This is a genomic window from Actinomadura oligospora ATCC 43269, from assembly GCF_000518265.1.
Classification (GTDB): Bacteria; Actinomycetota; Actinomycetes; order Streptosporangiales; family Streptosporangiaceae; genus Spirillospora; species Spirillospora oligospora.
Genome location: NZ_JADG01000017.1, coordinates 167448 through 189271 on the forward strand (window position 1 = coordinate 167448; position 21824 = coordinate 189271).

Below are 21824 nucleotides of genomic sequence, written 5' to 3' on the forward strand. Positions count from 1 at the left end.
CGGGTGGGCGGAGTTCAGGGACGCAGGGTGATGCCCATGGCTGGTCGGCCGCTGGGACCGGACGACCCGGTGCGCGTCGGCGCGTACCGGATCGAGTCCAAGATCGGCGAGGGCGGGATGGGCGCGGTCTACCTCGGCCGCGCCGACGGTGACGGCCGCCGCGTCGCGGTCAAGGTCGTCCGGCCCGAGCTGGCCGGTGACCCGGCGTTCCTCGCGCGCTTCCACGACGAGGCCGTGAACGCCGAGCGGGTCGCCTCGTTCTGCACCGCGCAGGTGCACGAGCACGGCCGTGACCTCGGCCTGGCCTACCTGGTCACCGAGTACATCGAGGGCCCGTCGCTGGAGCAGCACATGCGGCAGCGCGGGCCGCTCAGCCCCGGCATGCTGCACGGCGTGGCGGTCGGGGTGGCGGCGGCCCTGGTCGCGATCCACTCGGCCGGGCTCGTGCACCGCGACCTCAAGCCGAGCAACGTGCTGCTGTCGCTGACCGGCCCACGTGTCATCGACTTCGGGATCGCCCGCGCCCTGGACGTCGCGGTCTCGCACACCCGCACCGGCCAGGTCGTCGGGACGCCCGGGTACATCGCGCCCGAGCAGGTCAGCGGCCAGCAGATGACCCCGGCCGTGGACGTGTTCGCCTGGGGCTGCCTGGTCGCCTACGCCGCCAGCGGGCAGAACCCCTTCGGCAGCGGCTCGTTCGAGATCATGATCGCGCGGTCGCTGCACGCCGAGCCCGACCTCTCCGCGCTCACGACCGAGCCGCTGGCCGGACTGGTCCGGCGGGCGCTCGCCAAGGACCCGAAGAGCCGTCCGAGCGCCCAGGACCTGCTGCTCGGCCTCGTCGGCGGCGCGTCCGAGGCCGCCGTGTCGACCACGCTGAACCAGGCCTGGGACGAGCCGCTCCCCCAACCGCTCCCCCAACCGCCCCCTCGACCGCTCCCGGAGGCGGCCCCCGCCCCGTTCCCGCAGCGGCCGTCCGACGACGTCCGCTCCGTCCCCACACCGACCGCTGACGCCGCCACGCATCCCCCGACCGACGTGGCGCGGAACGAGCGAACGCACCCGCCGACCGAGACGGCCAAGGGCTTCGCGCAGGAACAACCTCCTCCCAACCGCGCAAATACCGTCCCCGTCCCTGGCCCCGACCGTCCAACCCCCGTCTACGGCCCCGGCAACGGCCCCGTCCCAAGGACACACCCCGGAGAACGGCCCACACGCACCGCGACGAAGCGCCGCACCGCCCCCATCCTCGTGGCGCTCGCGGTCGCGGCGGTCATGGCGGCCGGAGGCGGCACCGCCTACCTGCTCTCCAAGTCCGGGCACGACAAGTCGTCCGGCAGTTCGAAGTCGGCCTCGGCCGCCGCCGCGTTCCCCAGCGAGACGCTGCTCGCCCGCCAGGACACCGCGCCCGGCTGGCCACAGAAGTGTCACGCGCGCATCGTCCGCTACTCGGCGAACATCGGCGGGGCACCGGCGGCGGTGACGTCCGGAAGCTGCGACATGCTGCCCGCCTACGCTCCCGGCCTGCGCAAGTTCGCCTTCACGAGGAGGACCGGCAGCGGGAACCAGCTCTGGACGGCGGACGCCGACGGCTCGAACGCGGCCAAGCTCGTCGACAAGATCGGCGGCGGACGGACGGCCTGGTCGCCCGACGGCCGCCAGATCGCCTACTTCGCCAAGGACGACGCGGGCGTCAACCAGCTCCACGTCGTCACCGTCGCCGACGGGAAGACCACGCAGCTCACCACCGACGACGCCGTCAAGGACGATCCGTCCTGGGGACGGTCCGGCAAGCTCGCGTACTTCAGCGCCGCGTCCGGGCAGAACCAGATCTACCTGCTCGACCCGCAGCACCCCGACCAGCCCGGCGTCCGCCTGACCAAGGACGACGTCTTCGCCAAGGATCCCTCGTGGTCCCCGGACGGCGCGCGCATCGTGTTCACCCACGGCGCGTACCCGCACGGCGAGATCTGGATCATGCAGGCCGACGGGTCCGGCGCGCACCGCCTGGTGACCTCGTCCGAGCACGCGATGGACCCGGTGTGGTCCCGCGACGGCTCCTGGGTCGCCTACACGCGGGGACCGTACGCCACGCCCGTGGTCTGGGCGGTGCGCGCCGACGGCACGGGTGACCGGAGGGTCAGCCCGCAGGGGACCTCTCTCGCTCACCCGGGCTGGTGACGGCCGGTTCGCGCCCGAGGCGACTCGGCCACCACAGGCGCGCGCCGACGTCCAGGTTGAGCGCGGTGACCAGCACCGACCGGACGACGAAGGTGTCCAGCAGGACGCCGAACGCGACGGTGAAGCCGAGCGCGGTCACGAACACCAGCGGCAGCGAGCCGAGCGCGGCGAACGTCCCGGCGAGGACGGCGCCCGCCGAGGTGATCACGCCGCCGGTCGCGGCGAGGCCGATGAGCGCCCCGCGCCGCGTGCCGTGCCGTTTGGCCTCCTCGTGCACGCGCGTCATGAGGAAGATGTTGTAGTCGGTTCCGAGGGCGACGAGGAAGACGAACGTCCAGAGCGGGAACGACTGGTCCACCCCGGCGAACCCGAAAACGTGCTTGAACATCAACGCGCTCACCCCGAGCGCCGCCGCGTAGGAGAGCACCACGGTCAGCACCAGCACCACCGGTGCGACCACCGCCCGCAGCAGTAGCCCAAGGATGACGACCACGACGCCGAGGACGATCGGGATGACGAGCCACTGGTCATGCCGGGACGCGGTGTTGACGTCCAGGTTGAACGCCGATCCGCCCCCGACCTTCGCCGCCGCGTCCGGGACCCGGTGGACGGCCGTCCGCGCGTCCTTGACGGTCCGGAACGCGGCGCCGCTGTCGGCCGGGGCGGTCAGCGTGCCCTCCATGTACGCGACACCGCCCTTGGACGGCCCGACCTGGTGGACGCCGACGATGCCCGGCACTCCCGACGCCGCCGCCTGCACCTGCGGCTGCTGCGCCGCGTTGGAGACGATCACGACCGGTGAGCCGGTACCGGCGGGGAAGTGCCTGGTCAGCACCTCCTCGCCGGTCACCGAGTCCGGTTTTCCGGCGCTGAAGGCGTCCTTGTTGGCGACCGGTCCCGTGTGCAGGGTGAACAGCCCGGCGGACAGGGCGCCGAGGACGATCGCCGTGCCGAGCCAGGTCACGCGTGGACGCACCGCGATCCACGTCCCCGCGCGGGCCCACAGGCCGTGCTCGGCCGGTTCGGTGGTGCCGTAACCGGGACGCCGCGGCCAGAAGACCCAGCGGCCGAGCGCGACGAGGATCGCGGGCAGCAGCGTGACCTCGGCGAGCAGCGCGACGGCGACGCCGATCGCCATCACCGGCCCCATGCTCTTGGTCGAGTTCAGCTCGGCGACCAGCAGCACCAGCATGCTGATCGCGACCGTGGTGCCGCTCGCGACGATCGCCGGCCCGGCGCGGTGCAGCGCGATCGCCATCGCCTCGTGGCGGTCCCGGTGCCGCCGCAGCTCCTCCCGGTAGCGGGCGATGAGCAGCAGCGCGTAGTCGGTGCCCGCCCCGAACACCAGCACGGTCAGGATGAACGCGGCCTGCCCGTTCACGGTCAGCCCGGCGTGCCTGGCGAGCAGGTACACCACCCCCTGCGCCGTCTCCAGGGCGAAGAACACGCAGATCAGCGGCAGCATCCAGAGCAGCGGGCTGCGGTAGGTGAGCAGCAGGATGAGGATCACGATCGCGGCGGTGATCAGCAGGAGCGTCTTGTCGAAGCCGCTGAACACGTTGCCGAAGTCGCCGCCGTATCCCGCCGGGCCGGTGACGTGCGCGGAGAGCCCGGGCGGATTCCCGTTCCGGGTGATCTTGCGGAAGTCCTTCACGCCGGTCCCGAGCAGGTCCCAGCCGGACGACCCGACCTTGACGTTGACGATCGTCTGCAGCGCCCGACCGTCCTTGGAGACCACCGGACCCTGCACGGTCGAGACGATGCCCCGGCGCGCCTCGCCCTTCGACTTGCCCGTGACGGACTTCAGCGCGACCGCGTCGGCGGCGGCCTTGGCCCGGTCGGCCGTCGTGACCGCGCCACCGTCCCGCTCGTAGACGATCACCGCCGGATACTCGTCGGACGGCACGAACGGCCGGGACAGGTTGTAGGCCTCGGTGGACTCGGCCCTCTTCGGCAGCCAGGACGAGGCGTCGTTCTTCTGCACGTGGACGAGCTTTCCGGCCATCGGCGCCGCGACCACGACGATCACGACCCAGACGAGGATGACCACCCACTTGCTCCAGCGTCCGCACGGCAGTGCGGAGATCCTGTTCGCGCCCGTCATCGCACCCCTCGGAAGCGTGGCCGCCCGCTCCCAGTGCAACTCGACCTTTCAGGACGAGCAAGACATATCGCGTTAATCCAAGGAAACGTAAAGTCCCCTGGCCACAAGCGCGCAGGTGACCGCACCGACGACGTCCGCAAGCGGCCAGCGCGCCCGGCGACCGATGGTCCGGCCCCGCGGCCGGACCACCGCCTCCGTTCCCGCCGTTCCGGTCAGCCGGTGATCATGTCGAGGCGGCGCAGGATGACGCCCTCGCGCAGCGCCCACGGGCACACCTCGAGGACGCGCAGCCCGAACAGGTCCATCGCGGCGTCCGCGACGACCGCCCCGGCGGGCAGCAGCGGCGCGCGCCGCTCGGACACGCCCGGCAGCCCGGCGCGTTCGGCGACCGGCATCCGGGCGAGCTTGTCCGCCCACTCGGTGAGGTCGGAGTGCCTCAGCTCGCGCCGCGCGAGCGGGCCGTCCGAGGACGGCGGGGCGCCGGCGATCCGGGCGAGCTGGCGGAACGTCTTGGACGTGGCGACCGCGTGGTCCGGCCTGCCGTAACGGGAGACCTCCCCGACGTGGCGGGCGATCTCGGCGCGGACGTGCCGGCGCAGCTCGCGCACCCGCTCGGCGGACGGCGGGTCGGACTCGAACCAGTCCCGGGTGAGCCGGCCGACGCCGAGCGGCAGCGAGATCGCGACGTCCGGGGCCTCGTCGATGCCGGTCGCGATCTCCAGCGACCCGCCGCCGATGTCCACCACCAGCAGCCGGCCGGACGACCAGCCGAACCAGCGGCGCACCGCGAGGAAGGTCAGCCGCGCCTCCTCCGGGCCGGGCAGCACCTGGATGTCCACCCCGGTCGAGGCGCGCAGCCGGGCCAGGACCTCGGTGCCGTTGCCCGCCTCGCGGACGGCGGAGGTCGCGAACGCGACCAGGTTCTCCACGCCCTTGTCCTCGGCGATGCGCAGCGCGTCCCGGACGAACGCGGTCAGCCGCGCCTCGCCCTCCGCCGTCAGCCGGTCGCCCTCGAGATGGGCGGCCAGGCGCATCTCCTCCTTGTGGGAGAAGGCGGGCAGGGGCCGGGCCCCCCGATGGGCGTCCACCACGAGCAGATGCACCGTGTTGGACCCGACGTCCAGCACACCGAGTCGCATGGTGCGAACGCTATAGGTGCGGAAGGCCCGGTACCGAATCAGAGGCCCGATACCGCGTCAGAGGCCCGATATCGACCGGCCGCCGTTCCGGATGTCGCCGTGCCGGATCAGTCGTCGCGCCGGATCAGTCGTCGCGTTTCTCCTCGGTGAGGGCGTCCACGCAGACCGCCACGGCGAGCGCGAGCGGGACGTCGTAGCCGTCCACGATGTCGACCGCGTAGGTGTCGCGGACCCGGAACCACTTGCGCGAGATGAGCGCGACCGGGCCCTCCTCGCCCTCGATCCCGTACTCCTTGTCGAGCAGGTCGCCGCGGACGGTCCACTCGCCGCCGCCCTCGTGGTCGACCTTGAGCTGGTCGCGGAAGAGCGTGAAGTGCTTCTTGTGCACGGTCGCGATCCGGTCGCCGCCGCGTTCGACCACCATCGAGTCGTGCACGCTCATCAGCTTCTTGCGGATCACCGCCACGACCTCGCCCTCGCGGGTCTTCAGCTCGAAGGTCTGCCGGATCCGCAGGGCCTTGCCGTCGACGAGGAAGACCTTCCGGCCGTTCTCGTCCTCGACCCAGAAATCCTCGCCGACCCCGAACACCCGGTCGCGAATGAGGAACTTCATGCCCGTGCCTCCGTCCCCGCGGCGGCGGGAGCCGCCACTACGGATACCGTGGCCGACGTGAGTGAGGACACGCAACCCGCCGTCCGGTGGCGGGTGCCGCCCGCGCAGACCGCCGTGAAGATCGCGGCGGCCGTCGCGCTCGCCGCGCTGACGGTGCTCTCCCTGGACGATCCGCAGTTCGTGCTGCTCGCGGGGGTGGCGGCGGTCGGCGCGACCGCGCTCGCGGTGCGCGACGTGCTCGCCCCCGTCCGCCTGGAGGCCGACGTGGAAGGGCTTACGGCCGTGCGCGGTTACGCGACGCGGACGCGGCTGGCCTGGCCGGAGGTCACCGCCGTCCGGGTGGACGAGCGCAGGCGCCTGTTCAGTAAGACGCTGCTGCTGGAGATCGAGACCGAGGACGACCTGATCATGCTCAGCCGGTTCGACCTGGGCGCGGACGTCCGGGACGTCGCCGACACCCTCACCGAGCTCCGGGACCGCGCGACCGCCTGAGAACGAGGACGGCCCGGGCCGAGGCCCGAGCCGTCCCAGAAGATGACCGTCGATCAGACGGGCAGTTCGTCGCCCTCGGCCGGGTAGGACGACTGCGCGCCCTCCCCCCGCACCGCCGCCGCGCCCACCCGGACCGCGAACCGCGCCGCCGACTCCAGGCCGTCGCCGCGCGCGAGCCGCAGGCAGAGGGCCGCGGTGAAGGCGTCCCCGGCGCCGGTGGTGTCCAGCGCCACGACCTTCGGCGACTCGACGGACCGGACGCCGTCGCGGGTGGCGACGAGCGCGCCGTCCTCGCCGAGGGTGATCACGACCGACCTCGGCCCGAGGTCCAGCAGGCAGGTCGCCAGCGTGGCCGGGTCGTCGGACGGGTCGTGGTCGGGCAGCAGGAACGCCGCCTCGTGCTCGTTGACCACCAGCGGGTCGCAGAGCGCGAGCAGGTCGGACGGGATCGACGCGGCGGGCGACAGGTTCAGCACCACGCGCGCCCCGGCGTCCGCCGCCGTGCGGGCGGCCGCCGCGACGGTCGGCTGCGGGATCTCCAGCTGCAGCGACACCACCGCCGCGCCCGAGATCAGCTCCCGGGCGGACAGGACGTCGTGCTTGGTGAGCCGGCCGTTCGCGCCGGGCGACACGATGATGCTGTTGTCGCCGTCCGGGCCGACCGTGATCAGCGCGACCCCGGACGGCCCCTCGGCGACCAGCAGGTGCGACACGTCCACCCCGGCGGCGCCGAGCGACTCGCGCAGCAGCGCGCCGTTGCCGTCGTCGCCGGTGCGGGCCAGGATGCCGACCCGGCCGCCGAGCCGTCCGGCGGCCACGGCCTGGTTGGCGCCCTTGCCGCCGGGCAGCGTGGCGAGGTCGGAGCCGAGCACCGTCTCCCCCGGTCCGGGCCGCCGGTCGACCCGGACGACCAGGTCGGCGTTCACCGACCCCACCACGACCACCTCGTGCGCCATCCGCTTCTCCCCCTCTTCAGCCGCCGCCTCAGCCCGCGAACTGGTCGGCGTTCTCGCGGGTCGCGACCTTCACCGGCACCGCGTTCGTCGCGTCGATCTTCTCACCCTGGGCCGCCTTGATCGCGCTCTGCACCGCCATCTGGCCGAGCAGCCGGGGCTGCTGGGCGACGGTCGCGAACAGCGTGCCCGCCTTGACCGCCTTGACGCCGTCCGGGGTGCCGTCGAAGCCGACGACCTTGACCTGCGAGCCGGCCTTCTTGCCGAGCGCCTTGATCGCGCCGAGCGCCATCTCGTCGTTCTCGGCGAACACGCCCTTCACGTCGGGGTTCGACTGGAGCAGGTTGGTCATGACGTCCAGGCCCTTGGTCCGGTCGAAGTCCGCGGGCTGCTTGGCCACGACCTGGATGCCGGGGTACTGCTTGATGCCCTCCAGGAAGCCCTGGCCGCGCTCGCGGGAGGCCGAGGTGCCCGGCTGGCCCTGGATGATCACGATCTTGCCCTGGCCGCCGAGCGACCCGGCGAGGGTCTTGGCCGCGTCCTTGCCGCCCGCCACGTTGTCGGACGCCACGAACTGGGCCAGCTTCGCGCCGTTCACGGTGCGGTCGGCGGCGACCACCGGGATGCCGGACCGGTTGGCGGCCTGGACCGCGGGCGCGGCGGCGTCGGAGTCGACCGGGTTGATCACGATCGCCTTCATGCCCTGGCTGCTGTAGTTCTGCACCTGGTTGACCTGCTGGGACGCGTCGTTCTGGGCGTCCTGGACGGTCAGCGTGACGCCCTGCTTCTTCGCCTCCGCCTGCGCTCCGTCCCGGAACTGGACGAAGAACGGGTTGTTCAGCGTGGAGACCGACAGGCCGATCTTGATGTTCTTGTGCGCGCCGCCCGCGACGCCGCCCGATCCGCCGGACTTGTCGCCGGTGGAGGCGACGCCGACCGCGATCGCGACGACCGCCGCGAGGGCGACGGCCGCGCCGGCCCACGCCTGCCGGGACGACAGCCGCAGCCCCTTGCGCCGGACGGTGTCCAGCAGGACGGCGAGGGCGATCACGACGCCGATCACGACCTGCTGCCAGAAGGCCGTCACCGACAGGAGGTTGAGGCCGTTGCGCAGGACAGCGAGGATCAGCGCGCCGACCAGGGTGCCGAACGCGCGGCCCTTGCCGCCCGCGAGGCTCGCGCCGCCGATGACGACGGCCGCGATGGCGTCCAGCTCGTAGCCGTTGGCGGCCTGCGGCTGCGCCGAGGCGAGCCGGGAGGCCAGCACGACGCCGGCGACGGCCGCGAACGCGCCGGACAGGGCGTAGGTGGCGAGCTTCTGCCGGTCCACCCGGATGCCGGACAGCCGGGCGGCCTCCTCGTTGCCGCCGATCGCGTACATCGCGCGGCCGGAGTAGGTGCGGGCCAGGACCAGGGCGGTGATCCCGCCCATCGCGAGCATCACCAGGACGGGCACCGGCAGGTACTTGCCGATGGTGTCGCCGAGGTGGGTGACCGCGGACGGCAGCGGGATCGGGCTGCCGTCGGAGATCACCAGCGCCAGGCCGCGCGCCACGCCGAGCATCGCGAGCGTCGCGATGAACGGCGGCAGCTTCCCGTAGGTGATGAGCAGGCCGTTGACCAGCCCGGCGGCGATGCCGACGAGCACGGCCAGGACCAGCGCTATGGGCCACGGCACGCCGTGGCCGGTGGCCGTCCAGGCGAGCACGACCGCCGACAGCGCGGCGACCGCGCCGACCGACAGGTCGATGCCGCCGGTGACGATGACGAAGGTGACACCGAACGCGAGGATGGCGGTCACGGCCGCCTGGACGCCGACGTTCAGCAGGTTGGTGACGGTGAGGAAGTCACTGGACATCAGCGCCAGGACGATCACCAGGACGACCAGCCCGGCCAGCGCCCCGTTCTCCCCGAGGAATCGCCGGGCGATGCTCGCCGCGCCCGCTCCGTTGCTCTGCCGCGTCTCACGCGGTGTGGTGGTGCTCATGATGGGTCCTTCTGGGAGTTCTCGGGGGTGCTCGACACGGCGAGCTCCATCACCGCGTCCTGGGTGGCCTCGGCGGACGCCAGCTCACCGGCGATCCGGCCGCGTGCCATGACCAGCACCCGGTCGCTCATCCCCAGCACCTCGGGCAGGTCGCTGGAGATCATCAGGACGGCGCGTCCGGCCGCGGTGAGCCGGTTGACCAGCTGGTAGATCTCGACCTTCGCGCCGACGTCGACGCCGCGGGTCGGCTCGTCCAGGACGAGCACCCGGGCGTCGGCGAGCAGCCACTTGCCGATCACGACCTTCTGCTGGTTGCCGCCCGACAGCGTGCGGACCTCCTGGCCGAGGCCGTGCATCCGCACGCCGAGCCGGTCGGCCATGCCGGCGGCCTCCGCGCGGTGCTTGGAACGGTCCACGACACCGGCGCGGCTGACCGAGCCGAGCGTGACCAGACCGAGGTTCTCGCCGACGTCCGCGCCGAGCACCAGGCCCTGGCCCTTGCGGTCCTCGGGGACGAGGCCGAGCCCCGCCTCCCGCGCCGCGTGCACCGAACCCGGCGCCAGCCGCTTGCCGTCCACGACCACCTCGCCGGTGTCGTAGCGGTCCGCGCCGAACAGCGCCCGGGCGACCTCGGTGCGGCCCGCGCCGACCAGGCCCGCGAGGCCGACGACCTCGCCCGCCCGGACCTCGAACGACACGTCCTCGAACGCGCCCTCGCGGCCGAGCCCGCGCACCTGCAGCAGGACGGGACCGGGCTCGGCCCGCTCGCGCGGGTACTGCTGCTCGATAGACCGGCCGACCATCAGCCGGACCAGCTCGCGCTCGGGGGTGTCGGCCGGGACGCGCCCGACCGAGCGGCCGTCGCGCAGCACCGTCACCCGGTCCCCGATGCGGGGGATCTCCTCCAGGTGGTGGGTGATGAACACGACCGCGACGCCCTGCTCGCGCAGCCCGGAGACGATCGCGAACAGCCGCTCCACCTCGCCGGTGGTCAGCACGGCGGTCGGCTCGTCCATGATCAGGATCCGGGCGTCCAGGCCGAGCGCCTTGGCGATCTCGACCATCTGCGCGCGGGCGATGCCGAGGTCGCCCATCCGGGTGCCCGGGTCGACGTCCACGCCGACGCGGGCCAGCAGCTCGCGCGCCCTCGCGTTCATCGCCCGCTTGTCGACCAGGCCGAACCGGCGCGGCTGGCGGCCGAGGAACAGGTTCTCGGCGACGGTCAGCTCGGGGACGAGGTTGAACTCCTGGTAGATGGTCGCGATGCCGAGCGCCGCGGCGTCCTGCGCCGACCGGATCTCGACGGGACTCCCGTCCACCTCGATCGTGCCCTCGTCCGGACGGTGCGCCCCGGACAGCGTCTTGATCAGCGTGCTCTTCCCGGCGCCGTTCTCGCCGAGCAGCACATGCACCTCGCCCGGACTGAGGTCGAAGTCGACCCCGTCCAGCGCCTGCACGCCCGGGAAGCCCTTGCGCAGGCCCCGCACGCGCAGGATCTCTCCGGATCTCCCGGTGCTCATGCCGGAACGCTCCCTTCGTTGTGCCTTCCGCCCCGCGGGTTCTCACGGGGTTCCCCGCAGGACCCGCGGACGACCAGTCGCGCCCGCAGCGTCACCGTCTCGACCTCACGCCCGGCCACGCGCTCGGTGAGCGCGCGCACGGCGCGCCTTCCGAGCTCCTGGACGGGCTGGGCGATCGCGGTCAGCGGCGGGTCGAGATGGATGAACCAGGGGACGTCGTCATAGGAGGCGAGCGCGATGTCCCCCGGGATGGACAGCCCGCGCGCGTGGATCTCGTCCAGCGCGCCGAGGGCCATCAGGTTGTCCCCGGCGACCACGGCGTCGGGGGGGTCGGGAAGGTCGAGCAGCCGGGCGAGGGCGGCGCGGCCGCTGGCCGCCTGGAAGTCGCCCTCCTCCAGGTACTCGGGCCGGACCGGCAGGCCGCGGCGCGCCAGGGCGCACGCGAACGCGTCGGTGCGCTCGCGGCCGGTCGACAGGATCGCCGGGCCGGACACGAACGCCGGACGGCGGCGGCCCAGCGCGAGCAGGTGCCCGACCAGCTCGTCGATCGCGTCCGCGCCGTCCGCCCGGACGGTCGGGACGTCGAGACCGTGCAGCGTGCGGTCGAGGAAGACGACCGGGGTGCCGGACTCGACGGTGTCGCGGACCAGCGGCGTCAGCTCGGCGGTGGGGCACAGCAGCAGGCCGTCGACGCGGCGCTCCAGCAGCGTCCGGACGTAGTCGTCCTGGCGGCCCGGCCGCTCGTCGGCGTTGCCGATCACGACCGCGTACCCGGCGATGCGCGCCTCGTCCTCGACGGCGCGCGCCAGCTCGGTGAAGAACGGGTTGAGGATGTCGCCGATGACCAGCCCGATCGTGCCGGTCGCGTCGGTGCGCAGCGAGCGCGCGACCGCGTTGCGCCGGTACCCGAGCCGCTCGACCGCCGCCAGCACGCGGGCACGGTTGGACTCCGACACGGTCGCGCTGTCGTTCAGCACGCGCGAGACCGTGGCGACCGACACGCCCGCCAGCTTCGCCACGTCCTTGACGCTGGCCCTGCCCTGGACGGCCATGTCCGCACCCCCTCTCGGGAACCGGTGGTGTAATCGTTTACATCCGCTCGTGTAAACGATTACACCATCACCCTCATTCCCGCAAAACGCAGGGAGATCAGGAGCCGCCCAGGTCACCGCCGTCGCGCCCTGGGCACGCGGCCGCGGCGTTCGGCCACGGGGGGTGCGGCGGAACTCCGGACAAACGGGATGATGATCACTCTGTCCGGTGCGGACCCCGGTCACCACCCCCACCTGGCCGGTCGTGGGACCCGGGACCCCACCGAGCGACCCCCGAAAGGAACGACCCATGCGAATCGCGATCATCGGAGCGGGCCCCGCCGCCGTCGGCCTGGTCGACACCCTCGCGCGCTCCGGCGCGGACGGCGCCGCGCCCGATGTCGTGGTGTTCGACCCGTCCCCGCACTCCTGGCGGGGACGGCCCTACGCACCCGACCTGGACAGCGTGCTCGTGAACGTCCCGCCCGCGATCATGTCGGTGCGGCACGGTGACCGGGAGCACTACGCCTCCTGGCTCGGCGAGCGCGGCGCGGCTCATCTCGACCCCCTGCTGGGCGCGCCGCTCGTCCCGCGCGCCCTGTACGGCGAGTACCTGGAGCAGACGGCCGAGAAGGCGATGGCCGCCGGGAACGTTCGGCTGGTGCGGGCGCGGGTCGTCGCCGTGACCGGAGACCTGCGGATCCGCACCGAGGACGGCCGTGAGCACGAGGCCGACCGGCTCGTGCTCTGCGTCGGCTCCGGCACCCCGGCCGACCTCCACGGCCTGGACGGGACGCCCGGGTACGTCACCGACCCCTATCCCCTGGCGCGCACCCTGGCGGACGTGCGGCCGGAGGCGTCCGTCGCGATCATCGGCAGCAGGCTCACCGCCGTGGACGTGGCCGTGTCGCTCGCCGCGCGCGGCCACGCGGGCCCGATCTCGCTGGTGTCGCGAGGCGGGATGCTCCCGCACGTCTGGCTGCGCCCGGACGACCACCGGCCCACGCGCCTCACCGTCGAGGCGGTCGAGGCGCTCGGCGCGGACGTGACCCTCGCGAGCCTCCGCGACCTGCTGCGCGCCGAGCTGGACGGCCTCGGCGAGGACATCGGCGACCTGGAGGCCGACCTGCGCGCCGCCGCGACCGAGGCCCCGGCCGCCCGGCTGCGCCGCCAGATCGAGACGGTGGGCACCCACTCGCAGGCGCGGCGGCTGCTCCAGGACGCCTGCCACGGCGTCATGGCGTCCGCCTGGCCGCTGCTGCCCGAGGCGGACCGGGCGACGCTGCGGCGGCACGCCCGGCTGGCGGTGTCACTGGCGTCCCCGATGGTCCCTGTGAACGCCGTGCGCATGCTGGCGCTCTACGACTCCGGTCAGCTGGACTCGCTGGCGGACGTCCGGTCCGTCCGGTCCGTCCGGTCCGTCCGGGCCTCGGAGGGGGGCTTCATAATCGAGACCGGCGGAGGGACGCGCCACGCGGACGTGGTCGTGAACGCCGTGAACCCGCCGCCCGGGTCCGTCCCGCGGGCCGCCGCCGAGCTGGTCGGCACGCTGCTGAGGGAGGGGCTCGCGGCGCGTCATCCGGACGGCGGGATCCTGCCGTCCGACCCGCGCGTCCACGTCGTCGGCGACCTGCACGGCGGCCGTCCGTTCCTGACGGGCGGCATCCCCGACGTCGTCGGCGCGGCGGCGCGGACCGCCCGAGCCCTCACGCGAGCGTGAGGGTGCTCGTGAGCGAGGCCGCCCGGGCGCTCAGGCGGGCGTGAGGGAGGCCAGGTCGACGAGCTCGGCGAGATCCTCGACGGTCGTGTACCAGCCTCGGCCTACCGGCTGCCCCGCGCGGGTGACCAGGAAGGCCGAGGTGGCGTCGGCGGGGACGCCCGCGAAGTCGGCCCAGGCGCGGTGCGAGCCGTCCAGCGGGACGGCCGTGACGCGCAGGCCGTCCGGGCCCGTCCAGACTTTCATGCACCCAACGCTACAGACCGGACACACTGTGTGACATTCCGGGGTCTTGACCGGGCGGCCCGGGCGGTCAATGATCGGCGGATCCCCTCGGGAGGTGCTCCATGGCGGGTTCTGAGGCGCGTGTGGCGACGGCGTCCGACAGCGATCGGATCGCGGCAGTCCTCGCGCGCGCGTTCGAGGACGACCCGGTGTGGAGCTGGATACTGCCGGACGAGTCGTCCCGGCCCCGGCGGCTGGAAGCGGCCTTCGCCACCCTGTTCCGCGCCGTCCATCTCGGGCACGGGGCGAGCGAGCACACCGGCCGGTTCGACGACATCGAGTCGTCCGCGCTGTGGGATCCGCCTGGTGCCTGGCGGATGCCGATATCGGCGCAGGCGCGCCAGGCCGTTCCGCTCATGCGCGCGTTCGGGACGCGCCTGCCGACCGCCCTGCGGGCCCTCGGACGTGTCGAGAGCCACCATCCGAAGGAACCGCACTGGTATCTGGCGTTCCTCGGCACCGACCCGAAGGCGCAGGGCCACGGCCTGGGGACGACCCTCATGCGCTCGCGGCTGGAGCGGTGCGACGAGGCCCGGACGCCCGCCTACCTGGAGTCGTCCAAGGAGAGCAACGTCCCGTACTACGAGAAGTTCGGGTTCAGGGTGACCAGGGAGCTGCGGCTCCCCGGGGACGGGGCCCCGCCCGTGTGGCTGATGTGGCGGGACCCCGAAGCGGGCTGACCCGAGGGTCAGGAGCGCTCGCCCAGGAAGTCCTGGCGGGCGCGGAAGGCGGTGTCGGAGTTGTCGGTGAACATGCCGTCGATGCCCGCCTTGAAGTACGCGTCGTACTCCTTGAAGCTCTGCCCGTAGTCGCCGAGGGGCGTCCCGTTGCGCAGGTCGGTCGGCAGGTACTTGTTCTCGTTCCGGAAGGTGTACGGGACGACCTTGAGACCGGCCTGGTGCGCGTCCCTGACCAGCGGCCCGGGGGTGCCGAGCGAGCCGTCCGCCTTCGGCGGGACGACCATGGCCTTCTCCGGCCCGATCCAGTCGGCGTAGGTCCGGACGGTCTTCAGGCCCGCGGGCTCGGCCATCTCCGCGAAGGTCGGCCCCTGGCCGGTCGCGACCGTGTCGTACGGCGAGCCGCTGGCCGACATGCACTGCAGGACGGTCACGTGCGGCAGCGCCTTGTGCAGGATCCGCAGGCTGGACGGCTCGAAGGACTGGACGACCGTCCGCCCGCCCTTGTCGAAGCCGTTCCGCCGGATCGTGGCGGCGACGGTGTTCTCCAGCGGCAGCCCGATCGAGCGGAAGTAGGTCGGGTGCTTGGTCTCCGGGACGATCCCGATCTTGCGGTGGTACTCGCGGGTGAACCGCTTGGCCAGGTCGATGACCTCCTGGAGGGTCAGCACCTGGTAGCGGCCGTTGTAGAGGGTGTTGTGCTGCCGGATGTCGGGCAGCCGCTCGACCGCGCGGAGCGTCTTGATCTCGGCGAGCGTGAAGTCCTCGGTGAACCAGTCCGTGATCTTCGTGCCGTCCACGGTCTTGGTGGTCCTGCGGCTCGCGAACTCCGGGTGGGACGCGACGTCGGTCGTCCCGCCGATCTCGTTCTCGTGCCGGACGACCAGCTGGCCGTCCTTGGTGGCGACCAGGTCGGGTTCGATGAAGTCCGCGCCCATCCGCACGGCCAGCTCGTAGGAGCCCTCCGTGTGCTCGGGGCGGTACCCGGACGCGCCCCGGTGCCCGATGATCAGCGGCCCGCGGGCGACGGTCATGGCGGGCTCGGCCTGCGCGGACGGGGCGGCCGAGGGCGAGGCGGCGGGCAGGGTGGTGGCCGCGAGGGCGGCGACCGGCACCAGCACGGCCGCGGCCGCCGCGAGGGCTCGGGCTCGACGGATCATCTGTCGGGCTCCCTTTCGTGGGACGAGGTGTGCCCGGAACGTACCGACCTGACGGGGTCCCGGCCGGGAACCCGGCGGTGACGTCCCGGACAACCTTGACCGCCCGACAGATGAACGGGCCCGGGGGCACGACCCGGCCGGTCATGCCCCCGAGCCCGTCCGCTCGTGTCAGCCCATCCAGTCGAAGGTGGCCGGGTCGGGGCCGAGCCGCTGCCCGGTGTCCAGCGCCGCGATCGCGGCCATGTCGGCGTCGCTCAGCTCGAAGTCGAACACGTCGATGTTCTCGGCGATCCGGGACGGCGTGACCGACTTCGGGATGACGATGTTGCCTAGCTGGATGTGCCACCGCAGGACGACCTGCGCCGCGGTCTTGCCGTGCGCCTTGGCGATGCGGCCGAGTTCGGGGTCGTCCAGGAGGCCCTTGCCCTGGCCGAGCGGGCTCCACGCCTCGGTGCGGATGTCGTGCTCGGCATGGAACGCGCGCAGCTCCTCCTGCTGGAAGTTCGGGTGCAGCTCCACCTGGTTCAGGACCGGCTTGACGGAGGTCTCGGCGAACAGCCGCTCCAGCGTGCCGATCGTGAAGTTGGAGACGCCGATCGCGCGGATCCGGCCGTCCTTGTAGAGCTTCTCGAACGCGCGCCAGGTGTCCACGTACTTGTTGTGCGAGGGCACCGGCCAGTGGATCAGGTACAGGTCCAGCACGTCCAGGCCGAGTCGTTCCATGCTCACGTCGAACGCGCGCAGCGTGGAGTCGTAGCCGTGGTCGGAGTTGAACAGCTTGGTGGTGACGAACAGCTCGTCGCGGTCGACGCCCGAGCCGCGCAGCGCGCGCCCGGTGCCCGCCTCGTTCTGGTAGGCGCTGGCCGTGTCGACGCTCCGGTAGCCGTTCTTCAGCGCGACGGCGACGGCGCTCTCGGCCTCGTCGTCGGCGACCTGCCAGACCCCGAAGCCGAGCTGCGGCATCTCGACGCCGTTGTTGAGCCGCACGTTGGGTACGGTCACGATCCCCCCTTTTCCGAAGCAAAAGTATTTAACGGATTCGCACGTACAGACCTGCACGAACGAGCATCCGTCTCGGTTGTATCCGATCTCTGGACCATGCCCCGAAAGCGGGCCCCGAAAAGATGTCGGGGTTTCCCACGATGTGACGGACCGGAGCGCGGGGCACGATCGGGGTTACCGCCACCCCGTACAGGAGCCCCGCCATGCCCTCCGCCGCGCACTCCCGCGTGCCGTCCGCGCCCCAGCCCCCCGGTTTCCGCATGCCCCCGGCCGCCCAGGTCGCCCGGCTCATGGCCGACCCGCTCGGCTTCTACGAGGCGGGCCGCCGCCGGTTCGGGCCGATCTTCACCCTGCGGTACCCGGGCCTCCCGCCCGAGGTCTGCGTCGCGACCGCCGAGCTGGCCGAGGAGGTGTTCGCCACCGACGGCGGGCCGGGCCGCGCGGGCGAGATGCGGCGCGCGTTCATCGGCCCGCTGGTCGGCGAGGAGTCGCTGCTCTGCCTGGACGGCGATCCGTGGTGGCGGCACCGCCGCCTGGTCAGTCCGCCGCTGCACGGCCGCGCGGTCGCCTCCTGGGCGGACCGGATCGCCGAGATCGCCGTGGCCGAGGCCGCGCGCTGGCCGGTCGGCGTCGCCATGCCGCTGCGTCCCGCGATGGAGCGGATCACCCTCGAGGTCATCATCCGCGTGGTGTTCGGCATCGAAGACGCGCGGCGGCTCGGCGCGCTCCGCACGCTGCTTCCCCGGCTGATGCGTCTCGCGGGGTCGGCGGCGCTGGTCCGCATCCCGCCGAACGCCCGCGAGCGCGCGCTCGCCTCCCCGCTGCTGTTGCGCGCGGGCGTGCTGCCCACCACGCGCTACGTCCGCGCGCGGGACGAGGTGGACGCGATCCTGTACGACGAGATCGCGCGCCGCCGCGCCGAGCCGGACGCGACGGCCGGAGCCTCCGACGTGCTGTCGCAACTCGTCGCCGCGCGCGACGAGGAAGGCGCGCCGCTGACCGGACGGGAGATCCGGGACGAGCTGATGACGCTGCTCGCCGCCGGGCACGAGACCACCGCGACCTCGCTGGCGTGGACGTTCGAGCGCCTCGTCCGGACGCCGCACGCGATGGACTCGCTCGTCGCCGAGCTCACGTCCGGCCCGTCCGCCGCGCGCGGTGGCTCGTCCGCGCGCGGAGACTCGCCAACCGGACGCGGGGGCTCGTCCGCCGGACGCGGGGAGACGTCCTACCTGGACGCGGTCGTCAAGGAGGGACTGCGCGCGCGGCCGGTCGTGCTCGGCGCGCCGAGGCTGCTGGACGACACGGCGAAGATCGGCGGCTACGAGATCCCGGCGGGCTGGTACCTGTCGGCGTCGATCCCGCTGGTGCTGAGCGATCCGGAGGCGTTCCCGTCGCCGGAGCTGTTCCGTCCGGAGCGGTTCCTCGCGGAGGCGTCGTCGCCCGAGGCCGTGGCGCGCGCGAACCGGGCGTGGATTCCGTTCGGCGGCGGCCGGCGCTACTGCGCAGGCGCGCAGCTCGCACTGTTGGAGATGCGCGTGGTGCTCGCCGAGGTGCTACGGCGCGTGACGCTGACGGCGGCGCGCCCGGAGGCCGAGAAACGGCGGCTCAAGAACGTCACGCTCGTGCCGGCCAGATCGGCGCTGGTCATCGCGCGTCCGAGAGAGGGCGGGGCGTCGTGGTGAACCCTGTCGGAACCGGACGGAAGAAGATGACGACTAAGGCACGGTCCACTTCAGACTGTTGACACCCGTGCCGTGAGGACGGTTGATAGCACTGTGACGATCGGGGGGGAGCTGATCACTCGAACCGACCGTCCACTCGGTAGAGTGGCCCCCGCGATCGACGCATTCGCGACAAGAGTACCAACACGGCGTATCGACCGCCTGTCTCTGGTGGGGTGTGGACATGGATGGTCGTACGGACCAGCAGCGCGCGGACCGTCCGCGCCCGGCCGGGCACAGTCCGGGCGGCCCGGCGACGGGGCGTGGTCCGGGCGAGCGGAACGACGCGCGTCCCGGCCAGGTTCCGCTGGTCGGACGGCACGACGTCCTCCAGGTCCTCGACGAGAGCCTCGACGAGGCCGCCGCGGGCGTGTTCCGCTTCGTCGCGCTCGCGGGTGAGCCCGGCGCGGGCAAGACGCGCCTGCTCGGCGAGCTGACCGCGGGCGCGGTCGCCCGCAAGCTCGCGGTGTCGTCCGGACGGGCCGCCGAGTTCGAGCAGGAGATGCCGTTCGGCGCGGTCGTCGACGCGCTCGACGACCACCTGGAGGAACACCTCCCCGAGCTCGGTCCCGCGACCGTGAAGCTGCTGCTCCCGGTCTTCCCCGCGCTCGCCGCCGTCGTGCAGGGCACGATGCCGACGGTCACCGGCAACACCCCCGTCGCCCGCTACCAGCTGTACCGCGCGGTGCGCCGCCTGCTCGAGCAGCTCGCCGCCGAGGACGGCCTCGTCCTCATCCTGGACGACGTGCACTGGGCGGACGAGGGGACGATCGAGCTGCTCGACTACCTCGTCCGGCACCCTCCGCGCGCCCGCGTGATCATCGCGGTGGCCTACCGTCCGGCGCAGGCGTCGGCGCGGCTCGCGGCGCTCGTCGAGGCGTCGCTGCAGGGCGCGTGCGGGCATCGCGTCCGGGTCCGTCCGCTGACCGAGGACGAGGTCGCGCAGGTGCTCGGCCCGAACGTCACCGCGACGCGCTGCCGCGAGCTGTTCGAGGCCAGCGGCGGCAACCCGTTCTACCTGGAGGCGCTCGCCCGCAGCGAGGAGCCGCTCGCCGAGGGACCGCGGGAGGGCGACCTGCCGCCCGCCGTCCGCGCGGCGTTGCAGATGGAGCTGAGCGGCCTGTCCCCCGACGCGCTCCGCGTCGCGCAGGGCGCCGCGGTCGCCGCCGACGAGTTCGCCCCCGCGCTCGCCGCCGTCGCCGCCGAGGTGTCCGACCCGGTCGCGCTGTCGGCGCTGGACGAACTGGTCGCGCGCGACATCGTCCGGCCGGGCGCGGGACGGTTCCGCTTCCGGCACCCGCTCGTCCGGCACGCGGCGTACGGGTCGGCGGCGGCGGGCTGGCGGCTGGCCGCGCACGCCCGCATCGCGACCTACCTCGCCGAGATCGGCGCGGTCGCCGCGGTCCGCGCCCGGCACGTCGAACGCTCCGGGCGCGTCGGGGACCGTCCCGCGATCGCCACGCTCGTGGAGGCCGGACGCGCCTACGCGACGCAGGCCCCGGTGACGGCCGCGCACTGGCTGAAGGCGGCGCTGCGGCTGATGCCGGAGAACGCCCCCGGGGGCGCGGGGCTGCCGTCCCGGATCGACCTGCTGATGGAGCTCGCGCAGGTGCAGTCGGTCGGCGGCGCGCTCACCGAGGGCCGCGAGACCGCGCGCACGCTACTCCGGCTGCTGCCCGGCGACGCCTACGAGCGGCGCGCCAAGGCGGCCCGGCTCGCCGCGCTCATGGAACGCCAGCTGGACCGTCCGCACGAGGCCCGGTCGCTGCTGCTGGACGAGCTGCGCAACATGCCCGACCCGCGCTCCCCCGCCGCGATCCCGCTGCGGATGCGGCTGGTCGCCGAGCGCACCATGCGGCTGGAGTTCCGCGCCGCGCAGGCCGTCCTGGACCTGATGCCGGACGACTCCGACGACTGGGAGCCGAGCCTGAGGGTCGCGGTCGCCGCGCTGCGCCCGATGCCCGCCTTCGCGGGCGGACGCGTCGCCGACGCGCTGCGCTACGCGGAGGTCGCCGACCGGCTGCTGCACACCGCGCCGAACGAGCATTTGGCCGACTGGATGGACGCGATCGCCTGGCTGTGCTGGGCGGAGACGATGCTCGGCCGGTACGGCAACGCCGCCCGGCACTTCGAGCGCGCGCTCGACGTCGCCCGCGACACCGGCCAGCTGTACGTGGTCCCCAACCTGCTCGCCGGGCTGGCCCGCTCCTACGGAACGCTGGGGAACCTGGCGCAGGCCGCGTCCGTCGCCGAGGACGCCGTCGAGGAGGCGCGGCTGGTCGTCTCGGGGCAGCAGATCGTGTTCGCGCTCACCCAGCAGAGCCTGGTCGCGACCTGGTCCGGCAACGAGGAGACCGCGCTGCGGCACGCCGACGAGGCCGTCGCGACCGGCGCGGGCATCGGCGAGTGGTGGGGGTCGATGGCCCACTACGCGCGGGCGATGGCGCTGTTCGGCCTCGGCCGCCAGGACGAGGGTGTCCAGGCGATCATGAAGGCGACCAACGGCTTCGAGACGCCCACGCTCGACCAGCGCACGCTGCTGTCCTGCGCCGAGACCCTCGCGCAGGTCGAAGCGGCGCGGGGCAGGCGGGACGCCGCGCTCGAGTGGGCCGAGCGCGCGCAGCACATGCGGCTGGACGGCGTCGACTCCAACAACGCGCTCGCCGACCTCGCCCGCGCGCACGCCCTGCTGAACGGCGACCCGGGCGAGGCGGCGCGCGCCGCGCTCACCGCCGCCGAGGCGCTGGAGGCCGCCGGTGAGCGCATCGACGCCGGACGCGCCCGGATGCGCGCCGGAACCGCCTACGCCGAGGCCGGGGACCGCAAGGCCGCCCGCGAGCAGCTGCGCATCGCCGCCGACACGTTCCAGGCGTGCGGGGCGCGGACGCTGCACGGCCAGGCGGCCCGCGAGCAGCGCCGCGTCGGGGTGCGGGTGCCCGCGCCCGGCGGCCGCGGCTCCGGGCCGGGCGGGCTGTCCAAGCGCGAGTACGAGGTGGCGTCGCTGGTCGCCGAGGGCTACACCAACTCGCAGATCGCCGAGCGGCTGTTCGTCAGCGTCCGGACGGTGGAGACGCACCTGTCGCACATCTTCACCAAGCTCGGCGTCTCGTCCCGGGTCGGCGTCGTCAGCTCCCTCAACCGCGGCGATTCCGGCCGGGACTGACCCCGCCGCGACGCCGGTCCGCAACTCACCCGATACTAGGGCGGACGTCGTTCCGGAAACGGATTCGGACGTCGGT

16 protein-coding genes are annotated in these 21824 nt (G+C 73.2%); 6 read left to right on the top strand and 10 right to left on the bottom strand.

Annotated features, from left to right (window positions below; translation table 11 throughout):
* Positions 1-36 precede the first annotated feature (36 nt).
* A complete protein-coding gene (locus tag P696_RS48150; protein ID WP_051468181.1) occupies positions 37-2181 on the top strand; it encodes a protein kinase domain-containing protein in 2145 nt (714 codons plus the stop codon).
* On the opposite strand, the gene P696_RS0125820 is transcribed toward P696_RS48150, so the two are convergent.
* The 3 genes from P696_RS0125820 to P696_RS0125830 form a co-directional block, all read right to left on the bottom strand.
* A complete protein-coding gene (locus tag P696_RS0125820) occupies positions 2141-4285 on the bottom strand; it encodes an MMPL family transporter (RefSeq protein ID WP_026414584.1) in 2145 nt (714 codons plus the stop codon). The genes P696_RS48150 and P696_RS0125820 overlap by 41 nt on opposite strands.
* A gap of 212 nt (positions 4286-4497) precedes the next feature.
* Entirely contained in the window at positions 4498-5424 is a 927-nt protein-coding gene (locus P696_RS0125825; protein WP_026414585.1) for a Ppx/GppA family phosphatase, read from the bottom strand.
* A gap of 124 nt (positions 5425-5548) precedes the next feature.
* Positions 5549-6037, bottom strand: coding sequence for an LURP-one-related/scramblase family protein (locus P696_RS0125830; RefSeq protein WP_026414586.1), 489 nt, complete (start codon positions 6035-6037; stop codon positions 5549-5551).
* Positions 6038-6094: 57 nt separating this feature from the next.
* On the opposite strand from P696_RS0125830, the gene P696_RS0125835 reads away from it, so the two are divergent.
* Positions 6095-6529 (top strand): PH domain-containing protein, encoded by a 435-nt coding sequence (locus P696_RS0125835; RefSeq protein WP_026414587.1) that lies wholly within the window; start codon positions 6095-6097, stop codon positions 6527-6529.
* Between the two features lie 53 nt (positions 6530-6582).
* Here the strand turns inward: P696_RS0125835 and P696_RS0125840 are convergent, their stop codons facing one another.
* From P696_RS0125840 to P696_RS0125855, 4 genes are read right to left on the bottom strand one after another with little or no spacing between them, the layout of a single operon-like run.
* Positions 6583-7485: a ribokinase gene (locus P696_RS0125840; protein WP_026414588.1), complete on the bottom strand. Its 903-nt coding sequence runs from the start codon at positions 7483-7485 to the stop codon at positions 6583-6585.
* A gap of 28 nt (positions 7486-7513) precedes the next feature.
* On the bottom strand, positions 7514-9469 hold the full coding sequence (locus tag P696_RS0125845) for an ABC transporter permease/substrate-binding protein (RefSeq protein ID WP_026414589.1): 1956 nt from the start codon (positions 9467-9469) through the stop codon (positions 7514-7516).
* Positions 9466-10989, bottom strand: coding sequence for a sugar ABC transporter ATP-binding protein (locus P696_RS0125850; RefSeq protein ID WP_026414590.1), 1524 nt, complete (start codon positions 10987-10989; stop codon positions 9466-9468). Before P696_RS0125850 ends, P696_RS0125845 begins: the two co-directional genes overlap by 4 nt.
* Complete coding sequence (locus P696_RS0125855) at positions 10986-12041, bottom strand: LacI family DNA-binding transcriptional regulator (protein WP_026414591.1); 1056 nt, start codon at positions 12039-12041, stop codon at positions 10986-10988. Before P696_RS0125855 ends, P696_RS0125850 begins: the two co-directional genes overlap by 4 nt.
* A gap of 289 nt (positions 12042-12330) precedes the next feature.
* Between P696_RS0125855 and P696_RS0125860 the strand changes: the two genes are divergently transcribed.
* Positions 12331-13740 (top strand): FAD/NAD(P)-binding protein, encoded by a 1410-nt coding sequence (locus P696_RS0125860; protein ID WP_026414592.1) that lies wholly within the window; start codon positions 12331-12333, stop codon positions 13738-13740.
* A 30-nt stretch (positions 13741-13770) separates the two neighbouring features.
* On the opposite strand, the gene P696_RS0125865 is transcribed toward P696_RS0125860, so the two are convergent.
* Positions 13771-13983: a hypothetical protein gene (locus P696_RS0125865; RefSeq protein ID WP_026414593.1), complete on the bottom strand. Its 213-nt coding sequence runs from the start codon at positions 13981-13983 to the stop codon at positions 13771-13773.
* A gap of 101 nt (positions 13984-14084) precedes the next feature.
* On the opposite strand from P696_RS0125865, the gene P696_RS0125870 reads away from it, so the two are divergent.
* A complete protein-coding gene (locus P696_RS0125870) occupies positions 14085-14702 on the top strand; it encodes a GNAT family N-acetyltransferase (RefSeq protein WP_026414594.1) in 618 nt (205 codons plus the stop codon).
* A gap of 8 nt (positions 14703-14710) precedes the next feature.
* Here the strand turns inward: P696_RS0125870 and P696_RS0125875 are convergent, their stop codons facing one another.
* Both P696_RS0125875 and P696_RS0125880 read right to left on the bottom strand, forming a co-directional pair.
* Positions 14711-15859 (bottom strand): glycerophosphodiester phosphodiesterase family protein, encoded by a 1149-nt coding sequence (locus P696_RS0125875; protein WP_026414595.1) that lies wholly within the window; start codon positions 15857-15859, stop codon positions 14711-14713.
* 168 nt (positions 15860-16027) lie between these two features.
* Positions 16028-16822, bottom strand: a complete 795-nt coding sequence (locus P696_RS0125880; RefSeq protein ID WP_051468191.1) for an aldo/keto reductase — start codon at positions 16820-16822, stop codon at positions 16028-16030.
* A gap of 242 nt (positions 16823-17064) precedes the next feature.
* On the opposite strand from P696_RS0125880, the gene P696_RS48155 reads away from it, so the two are divergent.
* A complete protein-coding gene (locus P696_RS48155) occupies positions 17065-18546 on the top strand; it encodes a cytochrome P450 (protein ID WP_051468183.1) in 1482 nt (493 codons plus the stop codon).
* 223 nt (positions 18547-18769) lie between these two features.
* A complete protein-coding gene (locus tag P696_RS48160; protein WP_084338141.1) occupies positions 18770-21748 on the top strand; it encodes a helix-turn-helix transcriptional regulator in 2979 nt (992 codons plus the stop codon).
* The last annotated feature ends 76 nt before the right edge of the window (positions 21749-21824 follow it).

Coding starts and splice junctions, on each gene's coding strand:
- P696_RS48150 (WP_051468181.1), top strand. CDS start 37: ATGGCTGGTCGGCCGCTGGGACCGGACGACCCGGTGCGCGTCGGCGCG.
- P696_RS0125820 (WP_026414584.1), bottom strand. CDS start 4,285: ATGACGGGCGCGAACAGGATCTCCGCACTGCCGTGCGGACGCTGGAGC.
- P696_RS0125825 (WP_026414585.1), bottom strand. CDS start 5,424: ATGCGACTCGGTGTGCTGGACGTCGGGTCCAACACGGTGCATCTGCTC.
- P696_RS0125830 (WP_026414586.1), bottom strand. CDS start 6,037: ATGAAGTTCCTCATTCGCGACCGGGTGTTCGGGGTCGGCGAGGATTTC.
- P696_RS0125840 (WP_026414588.1), bottom strand. CDS start 7,485: ATGGCGCACGAGGTGGTCGTGGTGGGGTCGGTGAACGCCGACCTGGTC.
- P696_RS0125845 (WP_026414589.1), bottom strand. CDS start 9,469: ATGAGCACCACCACACCGCGTGAGACGCGGCAGAGCAACGGAGCGGGC.
- P696_RS0125850 (WP_026414590.1), bottom strand. CDS start 10,989: ATGAGCACCGGGAGATCCGGAGAGATCCTGCGCGTGCGGGGCCTGCGC.
- P696_RS0125855 (WP_026414591.1), bottom strand. CDS start 12,041: ATGGCCGTCCAGGGCAGGGCCAGCGTCAAGGACGTGGCGAAGCTGGCG.
- P696_RS0125860 (WP_026414592.1), top strand. CDS start 12,331: ATGCGAATCGCGATCATCGGAGCGGGCCCCGCCGCCGTCGGCCTGGTC.
- P696_RS0125865 (WP_026414593.1), bottom strand. CDS start 13,983: ATGAAAGTCTGGACGGGCCCGGACGGCCTGCGCGTCACGGCCGTCCCG.
- P696_RS0125870 (WP_026414594.1), top strand. CDS start 14,085: ATGGCGGGTTCTGAGGCGCGTGTGGCGACGGCGTCCGACAGCGATCGG.
- P696_RS0125875 (WP_026414595.1), bottom strand. CDS start 15,859: ATGATCCGTCGAGCCCGAGCCCTCGCGGCGGCCGCGGCCGTGCTGGTG.
- P696_RS0125880 (WP_051468191.1), bottom strand. CDS start 16,822: ATGCCGCAGCTCGGCTTCGGGGTCTGGCAGGTCGCCGACGACGAGGCC.
- P696_RS48155 (WP_051468183.1), top strand. CDS start 17,065: ATGCCCTCCGCCGCGCACTCCCGCGTGCCGTCCGCGCCCCAGCCCCCC.
- P696_RS48160 (WP_084338141.1), top strand. CDS start 18,770: ATGGATGGTCGTACGGACCAGCAGCGCGCGGACCGTCCGCGCCCGGCC.